General features: G+C 65.1%; 29 protein-coding genes and 1 tRNA gene. 17 read left to right on the top strand and 13 right to left on the bottom strand.

Features of this window, described 5'->3' with window-relative positions; genetic code table 11:
* The first annotated feature begins 175 nt into the window (after positions 1–175).
* The 10 genes from mshL (at position 176) to FPL11_RS03850 (ending at position 10,182) form a co-directional block, all read left to right on the top strand.
* Positions 176–1,474 carry a pilus (MSHA type) biogenesis protein MshL gene (gene mshL / locus FPL11_RS03805; RefSeq protein ID WP_235013480.1) on the top strand — a complete coding sequence of 433 codons (1,299 nt, stop codon included), beginning with the start codon at positions 176–178 and terminating at the stop codon, positions 1,472–1,474.
* Entirely contained in the window at positions 1,471–2,181 is a 711-nt protein-coding gene (locus tag FPL11_RS03810; RefSeq protein ID WP_144347463.1) for a tetratricopeptide repeat protein, read from the top strand. Before mshL ends, FPL11_RS03810 begins: the two co-directional genes overlap by 4 nt.
* Positions 2,182–2,186: 5 nt before the next feature.
* A complete protein-coding gene (locus FPL11_RS03815; RefSeq protein ID WP_144347465.1) occupies positions 2,187–3,911 on the top strand; it encodes a GspE/PulE family protein in 1,725 nt (574 codons plus the stop codon).
* A gap of 2 nt (positions 3,912–3,913) precedes the next feature.
* Positions 3,914–5,143, top strand: coding sequence for a type II secretion system F family protein (locus FPL11_RS03820; protein WP_144347467.1), 1,230 nt, complete (start codon positions 3,914–3,916; stop codon positions 5,141–5,143).
* Positions 5,143–5,544 carry a pilus assembly FimT family protein gene (locus tag FPL11_RS03825; RefSeq protein WP_144347469.1) on the top strand — a complete coding sequence of 134 codons (402 nt, stop codon included), beginning with the start codon at positions 5,143–5,145 and terminating at the stop codon, positions 5,542–5,544. The genes FPL11_RS03820 and FPL11_RS03825 overlap by 1 nt, the downstream gene beginning before the upstream one ends.
* Positions 5,541–6,176, top strand: coding sequence for a prepilin-type N-terminal cleavage/methylation domain-containing protein (locus tag FPL11_RS10060; protein WP_159308470.1), 636 nt, complete (start codon positions 5,541–5,543; stop codon positions 6,174–6,176). Before FPL11_RS03825 ends, FPL11_RS10060 begins: the two co-directional genes overlap by 4 nt.
* Positions 6,177–6,194: 18 nt before the next feature.
* Entirely contained in the window at positions 6,195–6,632 is a 438-nt protein-coding gene (locus tag FPL11_RS03835) for a PulJ/GspJ family protein (protein WP_186295091.1), read from the top strand.
* 6 nt (positions 6,633–6,638) lie between these two features.
* A complete protein-coding gene (locus FPL11_RS03840) occupies positions 6,639–7,358 on the top strand; it encodes a hypothetical protein (RefSeq protein WP_144347473.1) in 720 nt (239 codons plus the stop codon).
* Between the two features lie 12 nt (positions 7,359–7,370).
* Positions 7,371–8,201: a prepilin peptidase gene (locus tag FPL11_RS03845; RefSeq protein WP_144347475.1), complete on the top strand. Its 831-nt coding sequence runs from the start codon at positions 7,371–7,373 to the stop codon at positions 8,199–8,201.
* Positions 8,202–8,271: 70 nt separating this feature from the next.
* Entirely contained in the window at positions 8,272–10,182 is a 1,911-nt protein-coding gene (locus FPL11_RS03850) for a bifunctional diguanylate cyclase/phosphodiesterase (protein WP_159308469.1), read from the top strand.
* A gap of 63 nt (positions 10,183–10,245) precedes the next feature.
* On the opposite strand, the gene FPL11_RS03855 is transcribed toward FPL11_RS03850, so the two are convergent.
* The 11 genes from FPL11_RS03855 to FPL11_RS10070 form a co-directional block, all read right to left on the bottom strand.
* Positions 10,246–10,337 (bottom strand) — tRNA-Ser (locus FPL11_RS03855).
* A 59-nt stretch (positions 10,338–10,396) separates the two neighbouring features.
* Complete coding sequence (gene csrA, locus FPL11_RS03860; RefSeq protein ID WP_144347479.1) at positions 10,397–10,603, bottom strand: carbon storage regulator CsrA; 207 nt, start codon at positions 10,601–10,603, stop codon at positions 10,397–10,399.
* Between the two features lie 135 nt (positions 10,604–10,738).
* Positions 10,739–12,013 (bottom strand): aspartate kinase, encoded by a 1,275-nt coding sequence (locus tag FPL11_RS03865; protein ID WP_144347481.1) that lies wholly within the window; start codon positions 12,011–12,013, stop codon positions 10,739–10,741.
* A gap of 12 nt (positions 12,014–12,025) precedes the next feature.
* On the bottom strand, positions 12,026–14,632 hold the full coding sequence (alaS, locus tag FPL11_RS03870; protein WP_144347483.1) for an alanine--tRNA ligase: 2,607 nt from the start codon (positions 14,630–14,632) through the stop codon (positions 12,026–12,028).
* Positions 14,633–14,644: 12 nt separating this feature from the next.
* On the bottom strand, positions 14,645–15,127 hold the full coding sequence (locus FPL11_RS03875) for a regulatory protein RecX (RefSeq protein ID WP_144347485.1): 483 nt from the start codon (positions 15,125–15,127) through the stop codon (positions 14,645–14,647).
* A 5-nt stretch (positions 15,128–15,132) separates the two neighbouring features.
* Entirely contained in the window at positions 15,133–16,176 is a 1,044-nt protein-coding gene (gene recA / locus FPL11_RS03880) for a recombinase RecA (protein WP_144347487.1), read from the bottom strand.
* A gap of 94 nt (positions 16,177–16,270) precedes the next feature.
* Complete coding sequence (locus FPL11_RS03885; protein WP_144347489.1) at positions 16,271–16,774, bottom strand: CinA family protein; 504 nt, start codon at positions 16,772–16,774, stop codon at positions 16,271–16,273.
* A gap of 6 nt (positions 16,775–16,780) precedes the next feature.
* The gene (locus tag FPL11_RS03890; RefSeq protein ID WP_110883281.1) at positions 16,781–17,248 is read right to left on the bottom strand and encodes a universal stress protein; all 468 of its coding nucleotides are present in this window, start codon (positions 17,246–17,248) and stop codon (positions 16,781–16,783) included.
* Between the two features lie 20 nt (positions 17,249–17,268).
* Complete coding sequence (locus FPL11_RS03895; protein ID WP_110883282.1) at positions 17,269–18,027, bottom strand: VIT1/CCC1 transporter family protein; 759 nt, start codon at positions 18,025–18,027, stop codon at positions 17,269–17,271.
* Position 18,028: 1 nt separating this feature from the next.
* Positions 18,029–18,280: a DUF2249 domain-containing protein gene (locus FPL11_RS10065; protein ID WP_157809069.1), complete on the bottom strand. Its 252-nt coding sequence runs from the start codon at positions 18,278–18,280 to the stop codon at positions 18,029–18,031.
* A gap of 4 nt (positions 18,281–18,284) precedes the next feature.
* Positions 18,285–18,524 (bottom strand): hypothetical protein, encoded by a 240-nt coding sequence (locus FPL11_RS10070; protein ID WP_159308468.1) that lies wholly within the window; start codon positions 18,522–18,524, stop codon positions 18,285–18,287.
* Between the two features lie 60 nt (positions 18,525–18,584).
* Between FPL11_RS10070 and FPL11_RS03905 the strand changes: the two genes are divergently transcribed.
* Complete coding sequence (locus FPL11_RS03905) at positions 18,585–19,763, top strand: MFS transporter (RefSeq protein ID WP_198515250.1); 1,179 nt, start codon at positions 18,585–18,587, stop codon at positions 19,761–19,763.
* Here the strand turns inward: FPL11_RS03905 and FPL11_RS03910 are convergent.
* Positions 19,697–20,299: a class I SAM-dependent methyltransferase gene (locus tag FPL11_RS03910; RefSeq protein WP_235012800.1), complete on the bottom strand. Its 603-nt coding sequence runs from the start codon at positions 20,297–20,299 to the stop codon at positions 19,697–19,699. The two genes, FPL11_RS03905 and FPL11_RS03910, sit on opposite strands and share 67 nt — an antisense overlap.
* A gap of 59 nt (positions 20,300–20,358) precedes the next feature.
* Here FPL11_RS03910 and FPL11_RS03915 point away from each other — a divergent pair, with 59 nt between their 5' ends.
* Positions 20,359–20,655 carry an HlyU family transcriptional regulator gene (locus FPL11_RS03915; protein WP_110883285.1) on the top strand — a complete coding sequence of 99 codons (297 nt, stop codon included), beginning with the start codon at positions 20,359–20,361 and terminating at the stop codon, positions 20,653–20,655.
* 5 nt (positions 20,656–20,660) lie between these two features.
* On the opposite strand, the gene phbB is transcribed toward FPL11_RS03915, so the two are convergent.
* The gene (gene phbB, locus FPL11_RS03920) at positions 20,661–21,383 is read right to left on the bottom strand and encodes an acetoacetyl-CoA reductase (protein ID WP_144347497.1); all 723 of its coding nucleotides are present in this window, start codon (positions 21,381–21,383) and stop codon (positions 20,661–20,663) included.
* A 146-nt stretch (positions 21,384–21,529) separates the two neighbouring features.
* Here phbB and gshA point away from each other — a divergent pair, with 146 nt between their 5' ends.
* Genes gshA through FPL11_RS03945 form a run of 5 tightly spaced genes read left to right on the top strand, consistent with a single transcriptional unit; the run spans position 21,530 to position 25,706 of the window.
* Positions 21,530–23,116 carry a glutamate--cysteine ligase gene (gene gshA / locus FPL11_RS03925; RefSeq protein WP_144347499.1) on the top strand — a complete coding sequence of 529 codons (1,587 nt, stop codon included), beginning with the start codon at positions 21,530–21,532 and terminating at the stop codon, positions 23,114–23,116.
* A 32-nt stretch (positions 23,117–23,148) separates the two neighbouring features.
* Positions 23,149–24,000: a type II secretion system F family protein gene (locus FPL11_RS03930; protein WP_144347501.1), complete on the top strand. Its 852-nt coding sequence runs from the start codon at positions 23,149–23,151 to the stop codon at positions 23,998–24,000.
* Positions 23,990–24,883, top strand: coding sequence for a type II secretion system F family protein (locus tag FPL11_RS03935; protein ID WP_144347503.1), 894 nt, complete (start codon positions 23,990–23,992; stop codon positions 24,881–24,883). Before FPL11_RS03930 ends, FPL11_RS03935 begins: the two co-directional genes overlap by 11 nt.
* A complete protein-coding gene (locus tag FPL11_RS03940; RefSeq protein WP_200833586.1) occupies positions 24,880–25,254 on the top strand; it encodes a DUF192 domain-containing protein in 375 nt (124 codons plus the stop codon). Before FPL11_RS03935 ends, FPL11_RS03940 begins: the two co-directional genes overlap by 4 nt.
* On the top strand, positions 25,251–25,706 hold the full coding sequence (locus FPL11_RS03945) for a tetratricopeptide repeat protein (RefSeq protein ID WP_144347505.1): 456 nt from the start codon (positions 25,251–25,253) through the stop codon (positions 25,704–25,706). Before FPL11_RS03940 ends, FPL11_RS03945 begins: the two co-directional genes overlap by 4 nt.
* Positions 25,707–25,709 lie beyond the last annotated feature (3 nt).

Below are 25,709 nucleotides of genomic sequence, written 5' to 3' on the forward strand. Positions count from 1 at the left end.
CCCGGTGGCGAACTTCTACCACGGCCTCGTCGCCGACACCCCGTACAACGTCCTTGTGCACCCCGAGGTCGAGGGCAGTATTTCGCTGGAACTGAGCGACGTCTCCGTCCCGGAGGTGATGGAGATCCTGCGCGAGGGCTATGGCTATCACTACCGCCGCAGCCAGGGGGCTTACATGGTCCTGCCCTCGGTGCTCGAGACCCGCGTGTTCCAGCTGCACTACATCAATGTCCAGCGCGAGGGGCTCTCGGGGACCAGTATCGCCGGCGGCGAAATCGAGTCGTCCGAGGAAACGGACGAATCCGATAACAATCAGGTGAGTGGCAGCAACCTGACCACGCGAAGCAGTTCGCGGCTGTGGAGCGACGTCGAAGCGGCCATCGAGGAAATCATCACCGGCCAGGCCCAGGACGGTGAATCGGCCAATGCCGACAGCGTGCCTGCGGCGGATGCCAATCCCAATGCCAATGCCGGGCAAGGCACCGCCCTGCCGCCACTCGCCGGCCCGACCAACGGGGAACCGTCCAGTCCGGCGCCTGCAGCGGACACCGGCGACCGCGCCCGCGTAGTGACGAGCCCCGAGGCCGGCGCCGTCGTGGTCCGGGCGACGCCCGAGGCGCTCGAGCAGGTGGAGACCTTCATCGATGGGCTGCAGACGACCGTCAACCGCCAGGTCATCCTGGAGGCGCGGATCGTTGAGGTGACGCTGGATGACGAGTTCGAGGCGGGCATCGACTGGGAGGTGCTCTCGCGCGACAACAGCGCGGAGGACGCGGGCGCCGGTGACACCGAGGTGGACGTCTCCCTGACCTCTCCCACCGATATCGGCGGCCTGTTCGAGCTGGGGATCCTTCGCGATGGATCGTTTGATGTGACCATCGATGCCCTCGATGAGCAGGGCGACGTCATGGTGCTCTCCTCGCCCCGGGTATCGACGCTGAACAATCAAAAGGCGCTGATCAAGGTGGGCACCGACACGTTTTTCCAGACGGGGGTCGACCTCGATACCACCACCACCGATGGCACGGCGCAGACCACCGTCGATCCGGAGTTCCGGTCGTTTTTCTCCGGCATCTCGCTGGATGTCACTCCAAGCATCGATGGCGATGGCTCGGTCACCATGCATGTCCAGCCATCGGTGACCAGCGTCACAGACGTGCCGCGCACGGTGCAGACCGCCGAGGGCGAGACCGTGACCTTTGATCTGGCGAGCAGTGATGTGCGCCAGTCCGATTCCATTGTCCGCGCCGAAGACGGTGATTTGATCATTATCGGTGGGCTCATGGAGCAGCGCGAGGAAAGCACTGATGCCTCGGTGCCGGTCCTGGGCGACTTTCCGCCGCTGGACCTGCTGTTCAGCCGCCAGCGTCAGGTCTCGCGAAAGGTCGAACTCGTGATTCTGCTGCGCCCCACCGTCATCGGCGATGACACCTGGCAACGCGCCCTCGAGCGCCAGCGGGAGGCCATGCTATGAACGCCCGCTGCTACGCAATGGCCTTGATGGCCGCCCTGACGGCCCTGGGTCTCGTCACGCCCGCGCTAGGTCAGAACGGTGATATGCAACGCTCGCCGTCCACCGTCTCCGCCGAAGCCCGGGCGCTTGAGCGCTATCACGACGGCCAGCGGGCGCTTGACGGCGACGAACTGCTCGCCGCCGCACGGCACTTTCGTGAAGCGCTCTCCCTCGACCCCACATTGCTCGTCGCGCGACGCGGATACGCCCGGATCCTGATCGTGACCGATCGGCTGGACCGGGCGCAGGCGGTGCTCGCCACGGGCCTGGAGCGGGTGCCCGATGATCTCGCCACGGCGCGCATGCTGGCACGGGTGGCGCAGCAGAATGACGATCCCGCCACGGCCATTCGTGCCCTCAAGGCGATCCGCCCGCCGGCAGACGCACCAACCACCGACATCCCCGCCAATCTGGCCGCACTCTACCGTCAGACCGGGCAGTATGCGGAGGCGGCAGCCGTTTATGCCGATCTGCGCCGTGTCGAGCCGGACAACCCCACCTGGGTCCTCGGCGAGGCCGTCTGTCTGGATCGCCTCGGGCGCACCCAGCCTGCGCGAAGCGCCTGGGGTGATCTGCTTGAATATCCCGATGTCGATCAACGCATCCTCGACTATGCCCGCAACCGGCACCAGGCGCTCCGGGACTTTGCCCTGCCCTATGGAGACTGACGGCCATGGCCACCGCCCGACCTGAACGCCCGCAACGGCTGGGGGATCAGCTCATTGAACGCGGGCTGATCTCCGAAGCGGATCTGAAAGCGGCACTCGATGAGCAGAAGCGCTCCGGCCTGGCCGTGGGCGAGGCATTGGTGCAGATGGGGCGGCTCGCCGAGAGCGACCTCAATACCGTGCTCGCCGAGCACTACGGCGTGCGCACCGCCGACCCGGCAAAGTACTGGGTGGACAAGGAGGTCGCCCAGCAGCTGCCCGAGAACGCGGCGCGGCGCTTCGGGGCTCTGATCCTCGAGGAGACCGGCGAGAAGTTCGTGGTGGCCACCGACGACCCGGGCGACATCATGGCCCTCGACGAGGTGGAGCGAATCCTCCCGAAACCCGTGGAGTTCCGGCTCGCCGGCCGGCAGGAGATCATCGATACCATCAACATGGTCTACGCCCGCACGGATGAGCTCGAGAGCATTGCCGACGAGATCACCGAGGAGATCGAAAGCAGCGACGAGATCGATCTCACCAACCTTAACGTCGGCACCGGGCGCGCCAGCTCGCCGGCCGTGCGCCTGCTGAAAACACTGATGGAAGACGCCATCCAGCGGGGCGTCTCGGATATCCACATCGAGCCGGAAGAAAAGGAACTGCGGATCCGCACACGCAAGGACGGCATCCTCCATGAGCGGCTCGTGCGACAGGGCAATATGCAGAACGCGCTTGTCTCGCTGCTCAAGCTCATGGCCGGTCTCAACATCACCGAGCGGCGCCTGCCCCAGGACGGGCGATTCCAGTCCCGCGTCCAGGGCCGGCGGATCGACGTGCGCCTGTCCACCCTGCCCCAGCAACATGGCGAGAGCGTCGTGATGCGCCTGCTCGACCAGAGCGCGGCGGTTTCATCGCTCGATCAGACCGGGATGGCAGAGGACCTGCGCAAGCGCTTCCGCTCACTGATGACCATCCCCAATGGCCTGATCCTGGTCACGGGGCCCACCGGATCGGGCAAGTCCACCACGCTCTATGGCGCCCTTAGCGAGATGAACACGGCTGAGGTCAAGATCATCACCGTGGAAGACCCGGTGGAATATGCCCTGCACCGGGTCACCCAGGTGCAGGTGCGCGAGCAGATCGGCCTGAGCTTCTCCCGCGTGCTGCGCACCTCGCTGCGTCAGGACCCCGATATCGTCATGGTCGGTGAGATCCGCGATGGCGAGACCGCCGATATCGCCATGCGCGCCGCCATCACCGGCCACCGCGTGCTCTCGACCCTGCATACCAACGATGCCGTCTCAAGCGCCAACCGCCTGCTTGATATGGGCATCGAACCGTTCATGCTCGCCGCCGCGCTGCGGGGTGTGCTTGCTCAGCGCCTGCTCCGGCGCGTGTGTAGCCAATGTGCTGAGACGCGGCCCGCCAACGAGGAGGAAATCGCCTGGCTGACAAGGGCGGGCCACTCAGACCCCGACGGGCTGGTGATCCACGAAGGCCGCGGTTGCCCCCTCTGCGAGCAGTCGGGTTACAGTGGCCGCATCGGGCTGTTCGAGCTCGTGGAGGTGGACGCCGGCATGCGTCAGGCGCTGCGCCAGCGCGACGTGGCGGCGTTCGCTGAACGCGCCCAGTCCGCGGCCGGCTATGTCCCCCTGGTGGGCATGGCGCTTGAGTTCATCGAGCACGGTCAAACCAACGTCGCCGAGGTCGTGCGCGTGCTCGGCGAGCGCATCGGCGAGGCGGAATAACCATGCCACGCTTCAACTACCGGGCCCGCACCAGCGAGGGCCAGCTCATTCAGGGCGAGGTCGACGCCGAGGACCAGTCCCACGCCGCCGCCTATGTCCTTGATCTGGGTGCGACACCGCTGTCGCTGCAGCAGTCGGACAGCCAGAAGCTGAGTGCGAGCACCGACGTCGGACAGCTCATTGCCCGCTATCTCAAACGACCCATTCCGCTCAATGATCTGATCATTTTCGCCCGCCACTTCCGCTCGCTCCTGCATGCCGGCGTCCCGGTGATCCGCGCTTTGCGCGGTCTGGCGGAGAACGCCCAGCAGGAGCGGCTCAAAGAGGCGCTTAACTCCGTCGCGGGCAGCCTCGAGGGCGGTACCGCACTGGCCGACAGCATGAACGAGCACAGCGATGTGTTCCCGCCGCTTTTCATTCATATGATGCGCGTCGGCGAGCAGTCCGGGCAGCTCGAGAGCGCGCTCACCCAGATGGCGGACAACCTCGAGCAGGAACGCCAGACCCGCGAGCGCATCAAGTCGGCATTGCGCTATCCCACGTTCGTTCTGATCGCGATCCTCGGCGCCTTTGTGGTGGTCAATGTCTTCGTGATTCCGACCTTCGCCGATCTGTTCGAAAGCCTCGATACCCAGCTGCCGTTCGCCACCCGCGCGCTCCTCGCCACCTCGTCGTTCACTCAGCAATACGGCGTGGCGATGCTGGTGGCTGCCGCGGCCGGCGTCCTGCTACTGCGCTACTACCTGCGCGGCGACACCGGACGCCTGCAGTGGGATCGGTTCAAGCTGCGCATCCCCATTGCCGGCCCGGTCATGCGCCGGGCCCTGCTGGCGCGGTTCACCCGCACCTTCGCCATGGCGCTGCGCGCCGGCGTCCCGCTGCTCACCGCCATCGACACCGTGGCCGATGCCACGGATAACGCCTATGTCAGCCAGGGCATCCGCGGGCTGCGCAGCGGCATCGAGCGTGGCGAGAGCCTGCATACGGTCTGCGAGCGCAGCGGGCTTTTCACCCCAATGGTTTTACAGATGCTTGCCGTGGGAGAGGAGACCGGCCAGCTCGCCGACCTGATGGACCAGGTCGCGGACTTTTATGAAAGCGAAGTGGATGAGGACCTGAAGCGCCTGCCCTCATACATTGAGCCCATCATGATCGGGTTCATCGGGCTGCTGGTGCTGGTGCTGGCGGCGGGCATATTCATGCCGATCTGGCAGATGAGCTCGGCATTCTGATGGGCCGCCAGGCGGGACTGACGCTGATCGAGATCGTTTTCGTGATTGGTGTGCTGGGGGTGTTGGCGACGCTGGGGTTCAGGCAGTTCGGTTTTGCCGGAGACGCCCTCGCCGATCGCATTGAGGCACGGGATGCGGTCATTGCTGAACTCCGCCGTGCCCGTGCGGAGGCACTCTATCGGCTGCCGCCAGAAGATGCATCGACAGTGACCGCCGATCTAGCCTCCGCAGCCGCGCCTTTAACGGTAACCCCCGAAGAAGTGGCCTTTTCGTACCAGCAGGATGATGGCTCAGAGGCGCCCGACGACGATGTTGAAATTGAGGTGGGCGATGGCGATGCCGTCCTCATGGTCTGCGTAACATCAGAAACGCGCCGGATTTCCGAGGGCCCCTGCCCATGAAAGAGCGGTTGACGGGCCGTCGACGCCACGCGGGTGTGACGCTTATCGAAATTGTGATCACGCTTGCGCTGATCGCGCTGGGTGCCGCCGCCATCTCATCCCTGCTCGTCGGGGGGCTGAATATTAACGAGACAAACCGTGGATTCGCGGCCGATGTCCGACAGGCGACCAGCTGTTACGAGACCATTCTCGCGATCCACGAAACAGAGGGTTGGGCCACGACGGATGATGGAGAACCCGAGCCCTATGAGAGCTGCTCCGATAACTGGCAATCGATCACCGACTCGAGCACGCTGGATGGTTGGTCGCCGAATGACGACATTGGAGCGCTTCTCCGTAGCGGTTGCCCGGTGGCAGAGCAGTCACCTTTCACGCTCGAGTGCCGGAATGTCGAAGTGGATGATGAACCGGCAACGCAGTTCCGATTTACCGTCAGAGGTGAGCGGACGATCTCCGTGGTCTTACCAATGCGCGATTCGTCGGAGGAAGACGGCGATGGCGATGGCGATGGCAATGGCGAACAAGAGGATCAGGGAGGGGAAGAGGGAGATGGGGATGGAGATGCGGACGGGGATAACGGCAACGGACGTGGTCCACCTGAAAACCCCGGGCAGGGGCGCGGCCCGCGTTAGAGCACAAGTCCGATGTTTATGAACGCGAACTCCGAAAACCCCTCTCGCGGGTTTACACTCATCGAGGTGGTGATCACATTGTTACTCCTCGGCGTTTTGAGTGCATTCATCGCACGGCCACTCATCAGCCTGATACAGGCCCGCGCGGACGTCAGCGATGCGGCTGCGCAGCACTCCGAAATCGAGCACGCACTCAGCCGAATGGCCAGGGACATCCGGCTGAGTGACGACAGCACCGAGATCAGTGGTTGTGGGGAAGGTGTATTAACCTTAAACCGGGATGGCGATGAGCGCGTGTATGAACGCAATGAGAATGGAACGCTTATGTTGGATGACAACGTTATTGCCTCGGACGTGCGTATATTCGAGTGCGAAGCCCTGGAACCCGCAGACCTGCGCCTGTACGAACTGATCCTGAATAACTCAGAGGTTCGGGCGTTCAAAAGGGACGGCTGATGACTGATGCCTGATCGATCGCAACAGGGTCAATCCACCCAACAAGGCAGCATCCTGCTGATGGCAGTGGTGGTGATCGCCGGTATTGGCGCCGTTACCGCGGGCCTTCTGGCCATCCTGCAACAGCAGACCGTAAGTCTGACCGAGGCAGTCCAGATGGACCGCGGCATTGGCGTTGCTGACTCCTACCGACTCGCACTGATCGATGGTCGCGATTCCGAGGACAGCAGGGAAGACCTTAGGTTACTAATTGACGAAGCTGAATTGACGGACAACGGCTCAAATAGCTATACCGCTACCGTTGATCGGGCGGATGGCCGCTGGGGATACCGATTCATTTATGATTCAAGCGGTATTTCGACCGGGGGAGATCTAGACAAGAAGAAAAACATCGCACTAAGTGGGAACGAAACAAAGTCTTACACGAATGTCGAACTCGTAAATCCGGCTGTCAGTGGTAAGGTAGTTATACTTATCACAACCGAAACGACTGTTATAATGACTAATCCGGGCCTCTCCGGGACTGTTGATTTGATTGTTGAAGACGGCGCTTACCTTGAGTTGGTTAATCCGGGTATCAGTGGCAATGTCAGATTCGATATCAAAGAGAACGCAAACGTCTGCATTAGAGGAAATCCTCAGATCAGCGGCAACGTTAGCGGCTTAAACGATACACAATGTTCGGGGTCAGGCAATGAAGTATGGACATTTCAGCTCGCCAATTGAGTCCCGGGTAGCATGCTTACTTTGATAATCGCCGCGGCGCTGGTCGGCGCTCTCATCGGCAGTTTCCTCAATGTGGTGATTGCCCGCCTGCCGGCGCAGGTCGAGCATGAGGCCCGCCAGACCGATACCGCGCCTGCCGGCGACGATCCGACCCCGCCCGGCATCGCTTGGCCGGGGTCGCACTGCCCGCACTGCCAACACGCCATCCGCATTCGCGACAATATTCCCATCATCAGCTGGCTGATCCTGCGCGGGCGGTGTCGGGACTGCGGCAATCCGATCTCGGCGCGGTATCCATTCACCGAGGTACTCACCGCGCTTGTCACCGCGTGGATCGTCTGGCGTTTCGGCGTCGAGCCGCTCACCGGCGCGATGCTGGTCCTGAGCTGGCTGATGATCGCTATGGCCGTCATCGACTTCGAAACGCATCTGCTGCCGGACCGGCTCACGCTGGGTGGGCTATGGCTGGGGCTGCTTGTCAGCGTAGGCACCGACTTCATCCCCCCTACCATGGCCATCCTGGGCGCGGCGTTGGGGTATTCGTCCCTCTGGATGATCAACATGGCCTATCGATGGCTGCGTGGCATCGATGGGCTCGGTTACGGCGACTTCAAGCTCTTTGCACTGATTGGTGCCTGGGGCGGTCCCGAGGCATTGGTTACGACGCTGCTGCTGGCTCCCATCGCCGCGCTGGTCGTCTTATTGATTCAGGCGCCGTTCAAGGGCATCGACGGCCAGCGCGAGATCCCCTTCGGCCCTTATCTGGCCATTGCCGGCTGGCTGGCGATCACCGCACCCCCTGCCGTCGCCGCCTGGCTCCCACCGTGGTCCGGTAGCATTTAATTTAGATATTTATCTGCGACACCGGCTGACCGTACCGGCAGACTGCGATACGCTCGGCGCCCATCCAATGATGGCAGCCAATCAAGGCGACACCCGAGTGCTCGATTTCCTTCGAACCTGCTGGCGTCATATCCGCCATCTGCGCTGGGTGCAGATGCTCCTGCTGGGGCTGATCCTTTTACTTGGGTTCGGCGTTACAGGCGCCTTCTACGACAACTACCGCGATTCGGTGGACACCGAGAAGCACAACGTCCGCTCATCACTCGAGCGGACCACACAGCTTCTCAGCGAACGGATCGGCCAGAGCGTGCTGCTGAACAATCGCAGCAACATCGAGCAGCGCCTGCGCCTGCTGGAAACGATGCCGACCATCGGGGTCGTGGTGGTCGCTAATCACCAGGGTGATGTACTGGTCAGGGCACGCAAGCAGGATCAGACCCTCGTTTTCACTGATCCCACAGGCCCTCAGAGCGCCAGCGGCGATACCGGCTTCAGCGGGCGCTTTCCGGCGCTGGGGTACACCAGTTCGATTACCTTTGGGACGCGGACGGTGGGCAGCATTACCCTGCGGACCGACGCCCCCCACGTGCAGGCCAGCACCGACGCGCGGTTCCGGCAGTTCCTGCTCGAGTCGTTCGTGATGTGGTGTGTGCTCGGCATCTTCGGCGGCTATCTGTTCATCCAGACCCGTTTCGAGAACCGCCTGCGCAGACAACTCCACGTCGATCCCGTGACCGGCGAACTGTCACGGTTCGGGTTCAATGAGCGATTCCGCGACCGCGATCGATTCCTCCACCAGGCCTTGTTGCTGGTCGATCTCTACGACATGAAAGCGATCAACGCCGGCCATGGCCTGGCGATCGGTGACCGAATCCTGCAGATCGTCGCCCGGACGCTGCGGGCAACGCTCGGGCCGCGCGCAGCCGTGGCACGCCTAGACGGCGACGACTTCGCCATCATGATCCCCGCGACGCAGTGGGCATCGGTCCAGCAGATCGGCCATGCCGTCACCACGGCCCTGCATGCCGTGCGCTTTGACGAGATCGATGAGCTCGAGAAGATCAAGGTGTGCGGCGGGGCTGTAATCGTCGGCCCGGAGGATTCGCTTTCGCAGCGGCTCTCCGAGGCCGACCTGGCTCTCAAGCATGCAAAACAGCGTGATTGGGGACGCATCGTTTGCGCCGACGCCGAGTTCATCGCCCATTCGCAGAGCACCGGCGCGTTCGTGACCGATCTGCGGATCCGTCAGGGGCTTAAAACCCACGAGTTCGAATATCACATCCAGCCCATCGTCAACGTCGGCACCGGCGAGACACTTGGTTACGAATCGCTGATCCGCTGGAACTGCGAGGGCGAGATGCGTCCGCCCGCGATCTTTCTTGATCGATTCCGCGAGGTGATGAAGGATGACGAGTATTACGCCTATGTGGTGGCCATGCGGCGTGCCTTGACCCAGCAGGCCGCGCGCTCCGGCGTTGGGTTTCTCACCTTCAACATCGGGCTGGAGGATCTCAACAACCTGCAGAATCCGGACCAGTTCGCCTACGATTTCGGTGCGGATTGCCCCAATGGCCCCGAGGTGATCATCGAGGTCACCGAGCGCGGGCTGCCGCAGCATTTCGGCGATGACCTTACCGGTCTCAAGACCGCCTGGGAGGAACTGCGCAGCCGGCACACGACACTCGCGCTGGACGACTTCGGGGCACTGGAGAGCAACCTATACCGACTGCGTGAGCTCGACATCGAGTACGTCAAGATCGACAAGACCCTCATTACCGCAGTGATTGATGATCCCAAGTCACGGGCGATCGTCCGCTCCATCGGGATGCTGTGTGAGGCGCTGGATATCCATGTCGTCGCCGAGGGGATCGAGACGGAAACGCTCAGCGAGACGGTCCTGTCACTGGGGATTCCGATTCAGCAGGGGTTTTTACTCGGAAGGCCGCAGCCGCCGGCGCACTACTTTGGAGGGGGGAATTGAGTGGGTTCGAAGCCCTAGGTCTATCAGACACAAAAAAGGGGCCTGCGGCCCCTGTTTTATGTCTGGCGGAGAGGGTGGGATTCGAACCCACGAAGGGCGGTCAAGCCCTTACTCCCTTAGCAGGGGAGCGCCTTCAGCCGCTCGGCCACCTCTCCAATTGCACGCGTAGGATACGGGAACAGGCCGGCCGGCGTAAACCGGCCCGGTTCGGTGATCAGCGATCCTCGGAGCCCGCATCGCCGGCGGCATTGCCCTCGTCTTCTTCGCGGATGCGCTCGTAGATCTCCTCACGATGGACCGTGACGTCTTTCGGGGCCTTCACGCCGATGCGGACCTGATTGCCCTTCACGCCCAGCACCGTCACGGCGACGTCGTCGCCAATCATCAGGGTCTCGCCCACCCTGCGGGTCAGAATAAGCATTCCGACGACTCCTCGTTGTTATTGCGGCCACCTATACGTCGGACTCGCATAGCCTTGCGATGATTCCCTTCCGGTCGGACTACTTAGGCCAAAGCATAATTGTATATTCTGAGGCGGGGGCTGTCTCCCCCGCATTCAGTCGGACTGGCCTTCAACCCGCACGGTCTTGCCGCTGCGGTCACCCAACTCAAAGGCCTTGTGAAGCGCCCGGGTGCCGAGCTCGAGGTATTTTTCGTCGGTGACCACCGAGATCTTGATCTCGGAGGTCGAGATCATCTGGATATTGATGCCTTCGGCGGCCAGCGCCTTGAACATCAGACTCGCCACGCCGGCATGCGAGCGCATTCCTACGCCCACCAGCGAGAGCTTGACGATGCTGCTGTCACCGAACACCTCGCGTGCACCCAGCACCTCGGCCTGTCGGCGGAGAATCTCCAGTGCACGGTCATATTCCGACTTGTTGACCGTGAACGTGAAGTCGGTCAGGCCATCATTGCTGATGTTCTGTACGATCATGTCCACTTCAATGTTGGCATCCGCCACCGGCCCGAGGATCTGAGTCGCGATCCCCGGCGTGTCCGGCACGCCGATCATCGTCAGTTTGGCTTCATCGCGGTTGAAGGCGATGCCGGCGATCAGGGGCTCTTCCATACTGCCCTGCTGCATATTCTGTCCCTCCATCGTGATCAATGTCCCGGGGCCATCCTCAAAGGACGACAGCACCCGCAGTGGCACCTGGTACTTGCCGGCAAACTCCACCGCCCGAATCTGGAGCACCTTGGAGCCCAGACTTGCCAGCTCGAGCATCTCCTCGAAGGTGACCTGTTCAAGGCGCCGCGCGGTGGGAACCACCCGCGGATCGGTGGTGTAGACACCGTCCACATCCGTATAGATCTGACACTCGTCGGCCTCCAGGGCGGCGGCCAGCGCGACAGCGGTGGTATCCGAGCCGCCCCGGCCGAGGGTCGTGATCGAGCCGTTCTCGTCGACGCCCTGGAACCCCGCCACCACGACGATCCGCCCGGCGCCCAGGTCCTCGCGGATCGATTCGGCATCAATGTCCTGGATCCGCGCCTTACTGAAGGCGCTGTCGGTCAGGATCCGGACCTGCGCGCCGGTGAGACAGCGCGCCGGGGCGTTCATGCGCTCGAGCACCATGGTCAGCAGTGCAATGGTGACGGTCTCGCCGGTGGACAGCAGCAGGTCGAGTTCACGCGGACGCGGCGTGGTGTTCTGCGCGGCCCCGTAGGCCAGTTCGTTGAGCCGATCGGTTTCGCCTTTCATGGCGGAGACCACCACGACCACGTCATGACCGGCATCGCGCGAGGCGATGGCCTTGCGGGCGACGTTTTCGATTCGCTCAATGTTGGCGACCGACGAGCCCCCGAATTTCTGGACAACTAGCGACATTCCGTTCCCTTGTTATGACTGAAGCTGTGACTGCACCCAATCGGTGACGGAATCGAGCGCAGCCGGCAGGGCCGCCGCATCACTCCCGCCCGCCTGGGCAAAATCGGGCCGCCCGCCACCGCGGCCCCCCACCTGGGTGGCGACGTGGTTGACGAGATCCCCGGCCCGCACCTGCCCGGTCAGATCACTGGTGACCCCGGCCACGAGACGGACCTTGCCGTTACCATCCTCGGCGGCGATCACGATCACGGCCCGCCCGAGCTTGTTCTTGAGCTGATCGACGGTGTCCCGCAGTGACTCGCCCGCGTTCTCCACCCGGGCGGCCAGGACCTTGACGCCCTCGATGTCGGTGGCGGCATCCGCCAGCTCGTCGCCGGCCTGGCTGGCGAGCTTCTGCTTGAACCGGCCGAGCTCGCGCTCCAGCGAGCGCTGCCGATCAATGTCCTGATCCAGCCGCACCAGCAGATTATCCGGCGAGACCTTCAGGCGCTCAGCCGCGGCGTCGAGGGTCTCGGCGTCGGCCTGGACCCGGGCCACCGCGTCGGCGCCGGTGATTGCCTCGATGCGCCGCACCCCGGCCGATACACCGCCCTCGGCGATCAGACGGAACAACCCGATGCGTCCGGTCGCCGCAACGTGGGAGCCTCCGCAGAGCTCGGTGGAGACATCACCAAAGCGCACCACGCGCACCCGATCCCCGTACTTTTCACCGAACAGCGCCGTTGCGCCCAGGGCGATGGCCTCGTCATAACCCGTCTCGAAAATCTCGGCATCCTGATCGCGCCGGATCCAGGCATTCACAAGGGCCTCGATCTCGCGGCGCTGCTCGGCGGTGATCGGCTCGAAGTGCGCAAAGTCGAATCGCAGCCGATCCGGCGCCACCAATGACCCTTTCTGGTGGATATGCTCGCCGAGGACCTCACGCAGTGCAGCATGCAGAAGGTGGGTCGCGGTGTGATTGAGGGTGGTGCGATCGCGGCGCGCGCCGTCGATTCGGGCGTCCACGGCATCCCCAAGCCGCAGCTCACCGCTTATCATGCGGCCGATGTGCCCGCGCGCCTGGGCGTAGCGTTGGGTGTCGTCGACCGCAAACTCGACACCATTGGCAACAAGATGACCGCTATCCCCCACCTGGCCGCCGGCCTCGGCGTAAAAAGGCGTGCGATCGAGGATGACCATGCCGGTGTCCCCCGGGGCCAGGGCGTCCACCGCCCCACCGTCGCGGTACAGCCCGATCACCTCGGCCGCGTCCTCATAGACCGCGTGGCCACTGAACTCGGTGGTGCCGCCAAAATCGGCCGCGCCGCCGTATTCGGCACGGAACACGCTGGCCGCCCGGGCGCGTTCGCGCTGGGCGGTCATCGCCGCCTCAAACCCTTCCATGTCCAGATGCAGCCCCTGCTCGCGGGCCACATCCGCGGTCAGGTCCACCGGAAAGCCGAAGGTGTCATAGAGTTTGAACACGGTCTCGCCGGGCACGGTGTCGCCCTCGAGATCCTTGAGATCGGTCTCAAGCAGCCGCAGCCCTTGCTCGAGGGTCTCGCGGAAACGCTCTTCCTCGAGTCGCAGGACGCGCTCCACCAGCGCCTGATGCTCGGCCAGTTCTGGATAGGCCTCGCCCATTTCACCGACCAGTGGCTCCACAAGCCGCCAGAAAAACGGATCGCTGACCCCCAGCTTGTAACCATGCCGCACCGCCCGTCGGATGATCCGCCGCAGCACATAGCCGCGGCCTTCATTGCTCGGAAGCACGCCATCGACCACGAGGAACGAGCAGGCGCGGATATGATCGGCGATCACGCGCAGCGAACTCGACGCGCGGTCATCGGTACCGACAAGCCCGGCCGCGGCGTCCACCAGCCGGCGGAACAGATCGATGTCGTAGTTGTTGGTCACCCCCTGGGCGACGGCGGCCATGCGCTCGAGCCCCATGCCGGTGTCGATGGAGGGTTTGGGCAGCGGCGACAGCGCCCCGTTGGCGCCGCGGTCGTACTGCATGAACACCAGGTTCCAGATCTCGACATAGCGATCGCCGTCTTCGTCCGGACTGCCCGGCGGGCCCCCGGGCACCTCGGGGCCGTGGTCGTAGAAGATCTCGGAGCAGGGTCCGCAGGGACCGGTATCCCCCATGGACCAGAAGTTGTCGGACGAGCTGATCCGCACGAAACGCGCCGGGTCCACGCCGATTTCATCGAGCCAGATTCCGGCCGCCTCATCGTCATCGGCATAGACGGTCACCCACAGCCGCTCGGCGGGCAGCTCGAGGGTTTCGGTGAGAAACGCCCAGGCATGGCGGATGGCATCGCGCTTGAAATAGTCGCCGAAACTGAAATTGCCCAGCATCTCGAAAAAGGTGTGATGCCGGGCGGTATAGCCGACATTCTCGAGATCGTTGTGCTTGCCGCCGGCGCGCACGCAGCGCTGGGCACTGACCGCGCGGTTGTAGGGGCGCTGTTCGCGGCCGAGGAACACATCCTTGAACGGCACCATCCCCGCGTTGGTGAACAGCAGGGTGGGATCGTTGGCGGGGACCAGCGAGGCGCTGGGCACGATTTCGTGACCGCGCTCGGCAAAGAACTCGTGGAAGGCCCGACGGATGGCTGCACTGCTTTTATTCATGCCGATTCGCTTTCAAGTGTCTGTGTTGTCATCGTCGCCCGCCGCCGCATCGAGAACGCGACGCACGAGTTCGCCTCCAAACCCGCGGCCGGCCAGAAACCGGGCCTGCCGGGCCCATTCGCGCCGATCCGCAGGCGCGCGTCCGAACCGCCGCTGCCAGGCGGCACGACAGTGTTCAAACCACGTATCGTCGACAAGTTCGAGTGAGCGGTCAATGTCTGCGCCAGTGATGCCGCGCGCCTGCAGATCCGCACGGATCTTGAGCGGGCCCTGGCCATTTTCCGAACGCGTTCTCGCGAACATCTCGGCAAAGCGCTGATCGCTCAGGAGATTCTCCGCCGCAAGGGCGTCCAGCACGGGAGGGATATCGGCGCGTGGGAAGTCACGCGCCTCGAGCTTTCGTTGTAGTTCGGCCCGCGAGTGCTCGCGGCGGGCCAGAAGCCGGATGCAGCACTCGCGGATCGATTCGGCGGGGTCGCCGGCGCCGTCGCTCATGGTGCTCAGGCGTTCGCCCCGCCCTCTTCGGTGGTCGTCGACGCCGTATCATCCGAGGGGAGATCGAGGAGCTTCTGGCGCAGCGCCTGCTCGATGGAATCGGTGATCTCCGGATGCTCCTTGAGGAAGTTGCGGACGTTGTCCTTGCCCTGACCGATACGATCGCCGTTGTAGCTGTACCAGGCGCCGGACTTGTCGACGATGCCGTTCTTGGCGCCCAGATCGATCAGCTCGCCCTCGCGGGAGATGCCCTCGCCGTAGAGGATCTCGAACTCGGCCTGCCGGAACGGCGGCGCCATCTTGTTCTTGACCACCTTGACGCGGGTCTCGTTGCCGATCACCTCGTCGCCCTTTTTGATCGCCCCGATGCGGCGGATGTCCATGCGCACCGATGAATAGAACTTGAGCGCATTGCCGCCGGTGGTGGTCTCCGGGCTGCCGAACATCACGCCGATCTTCATGCGGATCTGGTTGATGAAGATCACCGTGGTGTTGGAGCGCTTGATGTTGGCGGTGAGCTTGCGCAGTGCCTGGGACATGAGCCGCGCCTGCAGGCCGACATGCGAGTCACCCATCTCGCCCTCGATCTCGGCCTTGGGCGTGAGGGCGGCCACCGAGTCGACCACGACGACATCCACGGCACTCGAGCGCACCAGCATGTCGGCGATCTCGAGGGCCTGTTCGCCGGTGTCTGGCTGCGAGACCAGCAGCTCATCCACGTCCACGCCAAGCTTGCGGGCGTACTCCGGGTCGAGGGCATGCTCGGCGTCGACAAACGCCGCCGTGCCGCCGGCGCGCTGCGCCTCGGCGATGGCCTGCAGGGTCAGTGTGGTCTTGCCGGACGACTCCGGGCCATAGATTTCCACCACCCGGCCGCGCGGGATGCCGCCAATGCCAAGCGCCACGTCCAGGGCCAGCGAGCCGGTGGAGATGACCGGGACGTTGCCCACGGCGCGGGCATCACCCATGCGCATGACCGCCCCTTTGCCAAACTGCTTTTCGATCTGGCCGAGGGCCGCGCCCAATGCTTTCTTGCGATCTTCGTCCATGCTCAACCCCTGGGTTTACAAGCTGTCGATAATGCGTTGATTGTCCCATAGTCCCGGCCAACCGCCCACCCCGGCCGTCGGCCAGACCGCCGCGTCAGGCGGTGGGAAAACGCATCAGCAGCCCATCGAGGGCATGCACCACACTCTGATGGCGAATGGCATCACGATCGCCTTTAAAGGTCACCGCCTCACTGACCACCTGCCCCTCGGGCAGGCCCCAGGCAAACCAGACAAGCCCCACCGGCTTGTCGGCCGTACCACCGCCCGGACCCGCGACGCCGGTGGTGGCGACGGCGACCCGCCCGGCGATACCGGCCTGCGCGCCCCGGGCCATTGCCTCGGCCGTGGCGGCACTCACCGCGCCGTGTCGGGCCAGGGTCTCAGCCGGCACCGCAAGCCGCGCCTGCTTGGCGGCATTGCTGTAGGTGACGAGTCCTTCCTCGAACCAGGCTGAGCTGCCGGGCTGATCGGTACACACCTTGGCGATCCAGCCCCCTGTGCACGACTCGGCCGTCACCAGTCGCTGGCCGGCGTCGCCAAGACCGGTGGCGAGACGCCTGACGCGTTGCGCCAGACCGTTGTCGGTTGGGACGGCCACGCCGGGTCAGCGCACCACGGTGACCGGGCAGTCGGCCTGATGCAGCACGCGCTGACTCACGCTGCCAAGGAGAAACTCCTTGAAGCCACTCAGGCCGCGGCTGCCGATGACCACCTGAGGCTGATCCTCAGCGGCGGCATGGGCGACGATGGCCTCGGCGGGATGCCCCGAGACGATCTGCTCCTGGATCTCGACAGCCGTCTCCCCCAGCACCTCCCGGGTGGCGGCGAACGCCTTCTCGGCGCTCTGATCGCGCAGGCGCTCGAAGGCTTCGGGCGAGAAGTATTCCAGCTCCTCCGGGCCGGGCGCCTCGGTGGGAATGCCGAACATGTCGACCGGATCGCGGGGAAAGGCATAGAGCAGGCGGACCGGCACATCCAGTGCCTGCGCCAGACCGAGCGCGTACTCGGCCGCCGCACTGGCGCCTTCGGAGCCATCCACCGGAACGATCAGGATCTTGGGTTGACGGGACATGATGCTCTCTCCTTGTCGATTTAACCCGATATGGCCAATCCCATCTCAGTCATCATCGGCTCGAAAATGCCGCCGACGAGATAGGCGATCACGGCCGCGCCACCGCCCATGAAAAGCGTTTCGATGCCGGCGCGCCAATGGCCGTCACCCAGAATAACGCCTTTGACAAAGCCGATGCCGAAAAAGGTGATCGCCGTCAGGACGCTGCTCACGGCGAACGCGACGTCAACGCCCACCAGCGGCAGCATGAATGGCAGCAGTGGAATGGCGCCCACGATGACGAAGGCGCCGAACGTCCACAGCGCGGCGCGGAGCGGCTCCGCCCCCTCGAGGTCAAGCCCGTGCTCCTCGCGCAGCATGGTCTCCACCCAGAGTGATTCGTCGGCGGAAATGGTGTCGACGATCTCCTCGAGCACCTCGCCCTCGAAGCCCTTGCGGGCGAAGATCTGGCGGATCTCTTCGCGCTCGCCGTCCGGCACCTCGCGGATGTGGCTGTTTTCCGTGGCCCGGGCCTGCTCGACGGCATCGCGATCGCTTTTCACGCCCTGGTAATTGCTTACCCCCATGCTGAAGCCATCGGCGATCAGGCTCGACAGCCCCAGGCTGAACGCGATCAGGCCGGGCAGCCCGGCGCCGGCGACGCTGGCCACCACGGCGAAGGTGGTGACGCAGCCATCGATGCCCCCCAGAATGGCGTCTCGCAGGTAGCTGGTGCGCCGGCCCGACTCCAGGCGATGGCGGATATCCTCGGGCCGATGGCTGTGTTCGAGCTCTCGCATCTCAGGCGTCCGTGTCGAGGGGGTGGACGCGCAGGCTCCAGACTTCCGGGCCCGTGTCGACGGCGGTCACCTCGAAGCGATCCGGATACTGGGCGCGGATATAGTCGGGCAGATGCGCGGGGCGCTCGCGGAACACCAGCAGGATGTCCTCGCCCGGCTGCAGCGCGGCGAGGGTCTGCTCAACCAGCATCAGCCGGGTCTGCGGGCGATGCAGGCGCAGGTCGATGACGCCGCCGGGATAGCCCCCGTCCATCGCGCTAGAACCCCAGCGGCGAGGTTTCGTTGAAGTCGGTGGAATCGGCCAGCGCGGCGACGAGCGCCGCCTCATCCATGGCGTCCAGCGCGGCCGCCGCCTCGCGCTGCGAGTCCGCGGCAATGGCCAGCTTGCGCGGCTGCCCAGAGTGCTCGCCCGGCCCGGGGCTGAACATGAGGTAATAGGTCCCGTAGGAACCGAACAGCACGTCGACACTCCACTGGATACCATTGGAATCACTCAACCACCGCATGAAAGACCTCCTTTCGGTGCTAGAGTCTAGCGTTTAATGCCCGGGGAATGCATGGACACCGACGCGTCGAAAACACCATCAACGCCCATCGTCATGCTGTTGCTCTGGTTGACCGGCCTGTATCTGCGCCTGACCGTGCTCGTCGCCCCGCCCCTCGCGCCCCGCATCGCCGATGATCTGAATCTGGGTCAGGCGGCCACCGGCGCGCTCACCACCCTGCCGATCCTGATGCTCGCGGTGGCGGGGCTTGGCGCCTCGTGGCTGATCAGCCGCATCGGGGCGCGCCGCACCCTCATCACCGCCCTGCTTCTGGTGGTCCTGAGCTCATCCGCGCGGGGGCTGGGTGGCGTGCCAACGCTTTTCATCGCCACCGCCGTGATGGGCATCGCCATTGCCGGCATCCAGCCGGCGCTGCCGACGCTGCTCACCGAATGGTGGCCATCGCGGATTGCCATGGGCACCGCCATTTACATGAACGGCATGCTGATCGGCGAGGTCATCGGCTCCACCCTGACGCTGCCGGTCATGCTCCCCCTGGCCGGCGGCGACTGGCGCCTGACGCTGCTGTTCTGGTCGCTGCCCGCGCTGATCCCGGCGCTCAGCATCCGGCTGCTGAGCCGTCCCTCGCGGGCCTTTGAAAACGACACCGGGCATTGGCTGCCGGACTGGCGCCGGCCGCTGGTCTGGAAGCTGGGGATCCTGCTGGGGGCGAGTGGATCGGTGTTCTTTGGCGTCAATGCCTACATGGGCACCGTGCTCGAGGGCCGCGGCGAGGCCGAACTGCTGCCCCTCGCGCTGACGCTGTTCAACACCACGCAGATCGCGGCCTCGCTGATCATGTTCACCGTGGGCCGGCGCTGGATCGGCCACCCGAGGCCACTGCAGGTACTGATGCTCGTCAGTCTGCTGGGACTCAGCGGCTTCCTGTTCCTGGCGGGCTGGCCGGCGCTGACCGCGCTCATCCCGACGGGTCTGTCGGTCGGCCTGCTGCTGATCCTGCTGGTCGCCCTGCCGCCGCTCTATACCCGCGGCAATGCCACAGCCGCGCTGGCCGCCGGCATGTTCGCCGTCGGCGCCATCACCAACTTCTTTGTCCCGCTGCTGGGCGGTCTGGTCGGCGACTGGTTGGGGGCGGCGCGCTATTCGGTGGTGCCGATCCTGATCTACGGCGCGGTGGCGCTGCCACTGGCGCGACGCCTGCCGGCGCGCTCTGGCTTGTCCCACGAATAGAAATGCATGGGCGGCAGATTCACCCATTCGCACTCCACCAGCGGCTCGCCCATCACCCGGCGTCCCTGCCGACACACGGCATCGCGGAACTGATAGGCGGTGAACCGCCCGCCCGGTGCGAGGGCGGCCCAGACCGACTCGAGTATGCCGTCCGCCACGGCCTCCGGCAGGGTCGAGAAGGGAATGCCCGAGAACACGATATCCGGCGCCGTCAGCCCGTGCTGGCGGATCAGCGTGGCCAGGTCAGCGGCACTGCCCTCAGCCACATGCAGGCGCGGGTCACGGATCCCCGCCAGTTCGCGGACGAACGCGGGGTTGGTGTCGATGGCGAGCAGCCGGGCATCCGCCGGCAGGGCTTTCAGCACGGCGCGGGTGGTCCCGCCGGTACCGGGCCCCAGTTCCACCAGCGTCCGGGCATGGGCGGCGTCAATCACGCGAAGCAGGCGCTGTTCGAGAAAGCGCGAGCTGGGCACCACCGATCCCACTTCACGGGGTCGCTGGAGAAATCCCTTCAGAAACGTCAGTCGATCCGCCATGGTCGTCATCCGCGCGTCGCTCCCTTGATCGCCACCGTTGTGATGGGCATTGTCGGGTCATGATCATACGATTTATGCGCAGCATGATGGGTCGCAACGGCGGCGACAATCCCCCCAGGGTGGTCGCCGAGACCACCTATCAGGGCTACACGATCACCGCGACGCCGCGTGAGGATCCCGGCGGCTGGCGGGTCAGCGGACAGATTTCAATGGATCGGGACGGCACCACGCTGACGACCACGTTCGTGCGCGCGGATGTCCATGGCAGCCAGGAAATGGCCGCCGAAGTGACGCTGGAGAAGGCACGGCGCCTGATAGACGAACAGGGGCCGAGCCTTTTCAACGCCTCACACTGAGGCGATCAGGCCATCCACTGGCCGCCGTTGATGCTCAGCGTCGAGCCGGTGACGAACCCCGCCCCGTCGCTCGCCAGGTAGGCCACCGCCTGGCCAACTTCCTCGGCCTCGCCGAGGCGGTTGACCGGGATCTGGCCGACGATCTTCTCAAGGACGTTCTCCGGCACCGCCGCCACCATCTCCGTGCTGATATAGCCCGGTGAGACGACATTGGCCGTCACACCCCGACGGGCATTCTCCTGGGCCACCGATTTGGTGAAGCCGATCAGCCCGGCCTTGGCCGCGGCATAGTTGGCCTGCCCCATCTGGCCCTTCTGGCCGTTGATCGACGCAATCGAGATGATCCGCCCGAAGCCGGCTTCGCGCATCCCATTGATGACCGCCCGGGTCATGTTGAACGCCGAGTTCAGGTTGGTGGTGATGACCGCGTTCCAGTCCGCCTCCTCCATTTTGTGCAGGGTGGCGTCCCGCGTGATGCCGGCATTGTTGACGAGCACATCGACGGAGCCATAGGTCTCCACCACGTCAGCCACGCCCTGCTGACAGGCGGCGAAGTCGGAGACGTCCCACTTGCGCGCCGGGATGTCGGTATCGCGTGTGAACGCCGCCGCGGCCTCGTCATTGCCCTGATAGGTCGCGATGACCTGATGGCCCGAGTCTCGCAGCGCCCGCGCAATGGCGGCCCCAATGCCCCGGGTCCCTCCGGTTACCAGTGCCGTTCTCGTCATGCCGTGATCCTCCGAATATCGCACAGTGAATGGCTGCACGGTACCCGCCGCCCGCGCCCTATGGCGATACGCACCGCAACATGCCATTCCAAATGACGCTCGACATCGGCACAATCGCGGCTTTCGGAATCGAGTAGTCCAACACCATGAACCGTAGCGCCGAGCGTCGCGTGAAACGATTGCAGGCCCATGGCGAGCGCGGTCTGCTCGCCGGCAGCCGCCATGGCCTGGAAAAGGAAAGCCTGCGGGTGACGCCCGCCGGCCACATCGCGCAGACGCCGCATCCCGAGGGGCTCGGCTCACCGCTGTGTCATCCGGAGATCACCACCGATTACTCCGAGGCGCTGCTCGAGCTGGTCACCCCCGCCTACACCCATGGCGAGGCGGCGCTGCAGCATCTCGCCGATCTGCATCGCTACACCGTCGATCAGATCGGCGACGAGTTGCTCTGGGCCACCTCCATGCCCTGCATCGTCGGTGGCGATAAAAGCATTCCCATCGCCGATTACGGCGACTCGAACATCGGTCGCATGAAGCATGTCTACCGCCACGGCCTGGACTGGCGTTACGGGCGGACCATGCAGGCAATCGCCGGCATCCATTTCAATTACTCGTTCAGCGAGGCGTTCCTGCGCTCGGTCCAGGCGCGCGAGGACGACCGGCGCGACTTCGCCACCTTCCGCTCGGACTTCTACTTTCGGCTGATCCGCAACTTCCAGCGCTATGGCTGGCTGGTGCCGTACCTGGTGGGCGCCTCACCGGCGATCTGCAAGTCGTTCACCGGCGGTCGCAACCTGGACTTCGAATCGTTCTCGGCGAACACCTTCTACACCCCGTATGCGACGTCCCTGCGCATGAGCGATATCGGCTATAAGAACAACGCCCAGGCCGCCCTCGAGATCGACTACAACAACCTCGACGCCTACGTGGCCAGCCTGCGGGCGGCGATCAGCACCCCCGATCCGGAATACGCGCGCATCGGCACGCTCGTTGATGGCGTCTGGCGCCAGCTCAACACCAACGTGCTGCAGATCGAGAACGAGTACTACAGCTTCGTCCGACCCAAGGCGGTCGCCCAGTCCGGCGAGCCGCCGACCTGCGCGCTCAACCGGGCCGGCGTCGAGTATGTCGAGATCCGTGCGCTGGATCTCAACCCGTTCAACCCGATCGGCATCGACGCCGATCAGATCGGCTTTCTCGAGACCCTCCTGGTGTTCTGTCTGCTCGAGGACAGTCCACCGATCAACGCCCTCGAGCAGCACCACATCAATGCCAATCAGGGCCTTGTCGCCCGCCACGGGCGGGACCCGAACCTGACCCTGCATCGCGGCGATGGCGAGCGGGTCGGCCTGCGGGACTGGGCGGATGAGTTACTCGGCGCGATGACCGGCCCGGCGGAACTCCTCGACGAGGTGCACCAGGACGGCCGCTACAGTCGCATCCTCGCCGATTACCGGGCATCGGTGGCCGACGCCGCGCGGACTCCCTCCGCGCAGGTGCTCGCCGCCATGCGGGCGCACAACGAGGAATTCGTCGAATTCGCCCTGCGCACCTCGGCCGAGCATGTCGAGACCATCCGCCAGTGGCCACTGGACGAATCGGTGCGCGCGCGCCTCGCCGACGAGGCGATCCGCTCACGCGCCGAGCAGGCCGACATGGAGGCCCGCGACGAGCCCCCGTTCGAGGCGTTCGTCGATCAGTATTTTGCCCAGGAATCGACCAACGGTCGTTGAACCCGCCCCGGGGCCCCGGCAGTGTCGGGGTCATGATGTCTTTCGCACTGCTCGCGCTGATCGCCGCCTGTCTGGCCGCCGGCCTTGCCCTGATGGCGCTGGTGAGTGGCCTGGTACCGGCCATTCAGCGCTATCGCTCGCATATTCAGGCGACCGCGCAGGATGATCTGCGTGCGCAGTTCATCGATCTGCCCGCCCGCCGTCTCCTGCAGATCGCCGTGGGGCTTGGGCTGGTGCTCGCCGCCCTCACTGCCATTGTCCTGCCCTGGCCCGTGGCGGTCGCCGCCGGGCTGACCGGACTGGCCCTGCCGCGCATCGGCGTGCACCGAATCCGCGAGCGCCGCCGCCGGGCGATCATCCGCCAGCTGCCCGATGCCCTGCAGACCCTTGCCAGCTCACTGCGCGCCGGGACGAACATCGGTCGGGCCATGGCCCTGGTATCGCGCCGCCAGCCCGCTCCGCTCAGCCAGGAGTTCGGCCTGATGCTGAGCCGCCAGCGCCTGGGTGAAGAGCTCGAGACGGTGCTGGGTGGGTTCGCCGAGCGCGTGCCCGCCGAGGAGACCGCGCTGTTTCGAAACGCCATCATGATCTCGCATCGCGTGGGCGGCGATCTCGCCCATACCCTCGATACGCTTTCCATCACACTGCGTGAGCGCGCCCAGGTCGAAGAACGCATCACCGCACTGACGGCCATGGGGCGGATGCAGGGCCGGGTGATGATGGTGCTGCCGTTCGGCATCGGCGGCATGCTCTACCTCCAGCAACCGGCAATGATGGCGCGGCTTTTCACCGAGCCGCTCGGCTGGGCGGTGATTATGATCGTGGCCGTCGCCATGGCCCTGGCGATGGTCTGGATCCGCCGGGTGGTCGCCATTGATATCTGAAGCGGGCGCGCAATGGACGGCGGGCCTGCTGGGGCTCGCGGCGGCGGGCGGCGTGGCCGGCATCGCCGAGCTTGCGCGAGTACGCCGCGGCCCGGCGGTGGATCGCTGGCGGGATCCCTCGCCGCGGCTGTTCCGACTGCTGCTGCCGCTGGCCCGGCTCATTCACGCCGAGGTCGATCCCACGCGCTGGTTCCCGCCCCGGAGCCTGGCCGCGCGACTCGACCGGGCCGGCATGGGCTATGCAGTGCTGCCCGGCGAGTGGATGGTGCTGCGGGGGCTCACGGCCGTGCTCACCATGGTGGCCGCGCTGGTCCTGCAGCCGGCACTCGAGTCGCTGGACGCCGGCGGGGCCGGCTCGGTACTGGCAGGGTTGGTGCTGGGCTATGCCTATCCGGCGATCTGGCTGCGCGATCAGGGCCAGCGGCGACAGCGCCTGATCGCCCGCCAGTTCCCGGCACTGCTCGAGCTGCTCGGGCTTTCGGTCCGCGCCGGGCTGAGTTTCAGTGCGGCACTGCCGCAGTGCACCCGGCATCTCGAACCGGGGCCGCTGCGCGCGGAGATGCAGCGCATCGACCGCGATACGCGCACGGGAGTGGCACGCCTCGAGGCGCTCGAGCGCATGGCCCGGCGGGTGGACCTGAGTGCCGTGCACGGCTTCGTGGCGGCCATCGCCCAGGCCGAGGAGACCGGCGCGGCGATCAGCCAGACGCTCAGTGACCAGGCCGCCCAACGCCGGCGTGAACGCTTCGCGGCCGCCGAGAAAAAGGCCAACGAGGCGCCGGTGAAAATGCTCGCCCCGTTGGTGGGGCTGCTGTTTCCGGTCACGTTTTTGATCATCGGTTTCCCGATTGTCCTTCAGTTCATGGAAGGCGGGCTGCTATGAAGCATCGCGACGCCGTGCCCACCTGCCTTTTCATGCCCCCGCCCGGCGGGCCGTGGCGCATCCGGGTCGAGGTGGCCGACCGCTTCGTGCCCCGTCTCATCGGACTGCTCGGGCGGAGCGACGCGCCCGCCAGCGACTGCGGCCTGCTGCTGATCGCGCGGGGCGGGGTGCACACCCTTGGCATGCGCTTTGCGATCGATATTGCCCAGCTTGACCGCGAGCTCAGGGTGCTGCGGGTGACATCGCGGGTGCCGCCGGGCCGCTGGATCACGGCGCCGCGGGGCACCCGGGCCACCCTCGAAATGGCCGCCGACACACTGCCACCCCCACTCGCGGGCCGGCGCTTTTACTGCAACAGGGATTACCCATGAGCCGCATCCGGACCTCAGTCCGCCTGTTGGCGGTCGCCGCACTGCTCCAGGGCTGTGTGGCCCTGCCCAGCAACAATGCCCCATCGGTGATCGAGCGCCTTGCCCGCGCCGATGCCGCCCTGGAGCACGGCGATCCCGAACGCGCCCGGCAGGGCTATGAAGCGGTGATCGAGCGCTCCCCCGAGCTCGTGTCACCGCACTTCCAGCTCGGACTGATTGCCTACGGCGCCGGTGATTCCCATAACGCCATCGAGCACTTCGAGGCCGCGCTCGCCCGCGACCCGGGTCATGTCCTCGCCACTTACAACCTCGCGGTCGTCCATCTCCAGCAGGCCCGCCGACGGCTCGGGCAGCACGAACGACTGGCCCCGGTCAGTGCCGGCCGGCCGGCGCTCGTGGACCTGCGCCGGGCGATCGACGCCCTCGGCGAGGCCCCGCCCGCACCCGAGTAACGC

The sequence above is a fragment of the Spiribacter aquaticus genome, assembly GCF_007625215.1.
GTDB lineage: Bacteria > Pseudomonadota > Gammaproteobacteria > Nitrococcales > Nitrococcaceae > Spiribacter > Spiribacter roseus.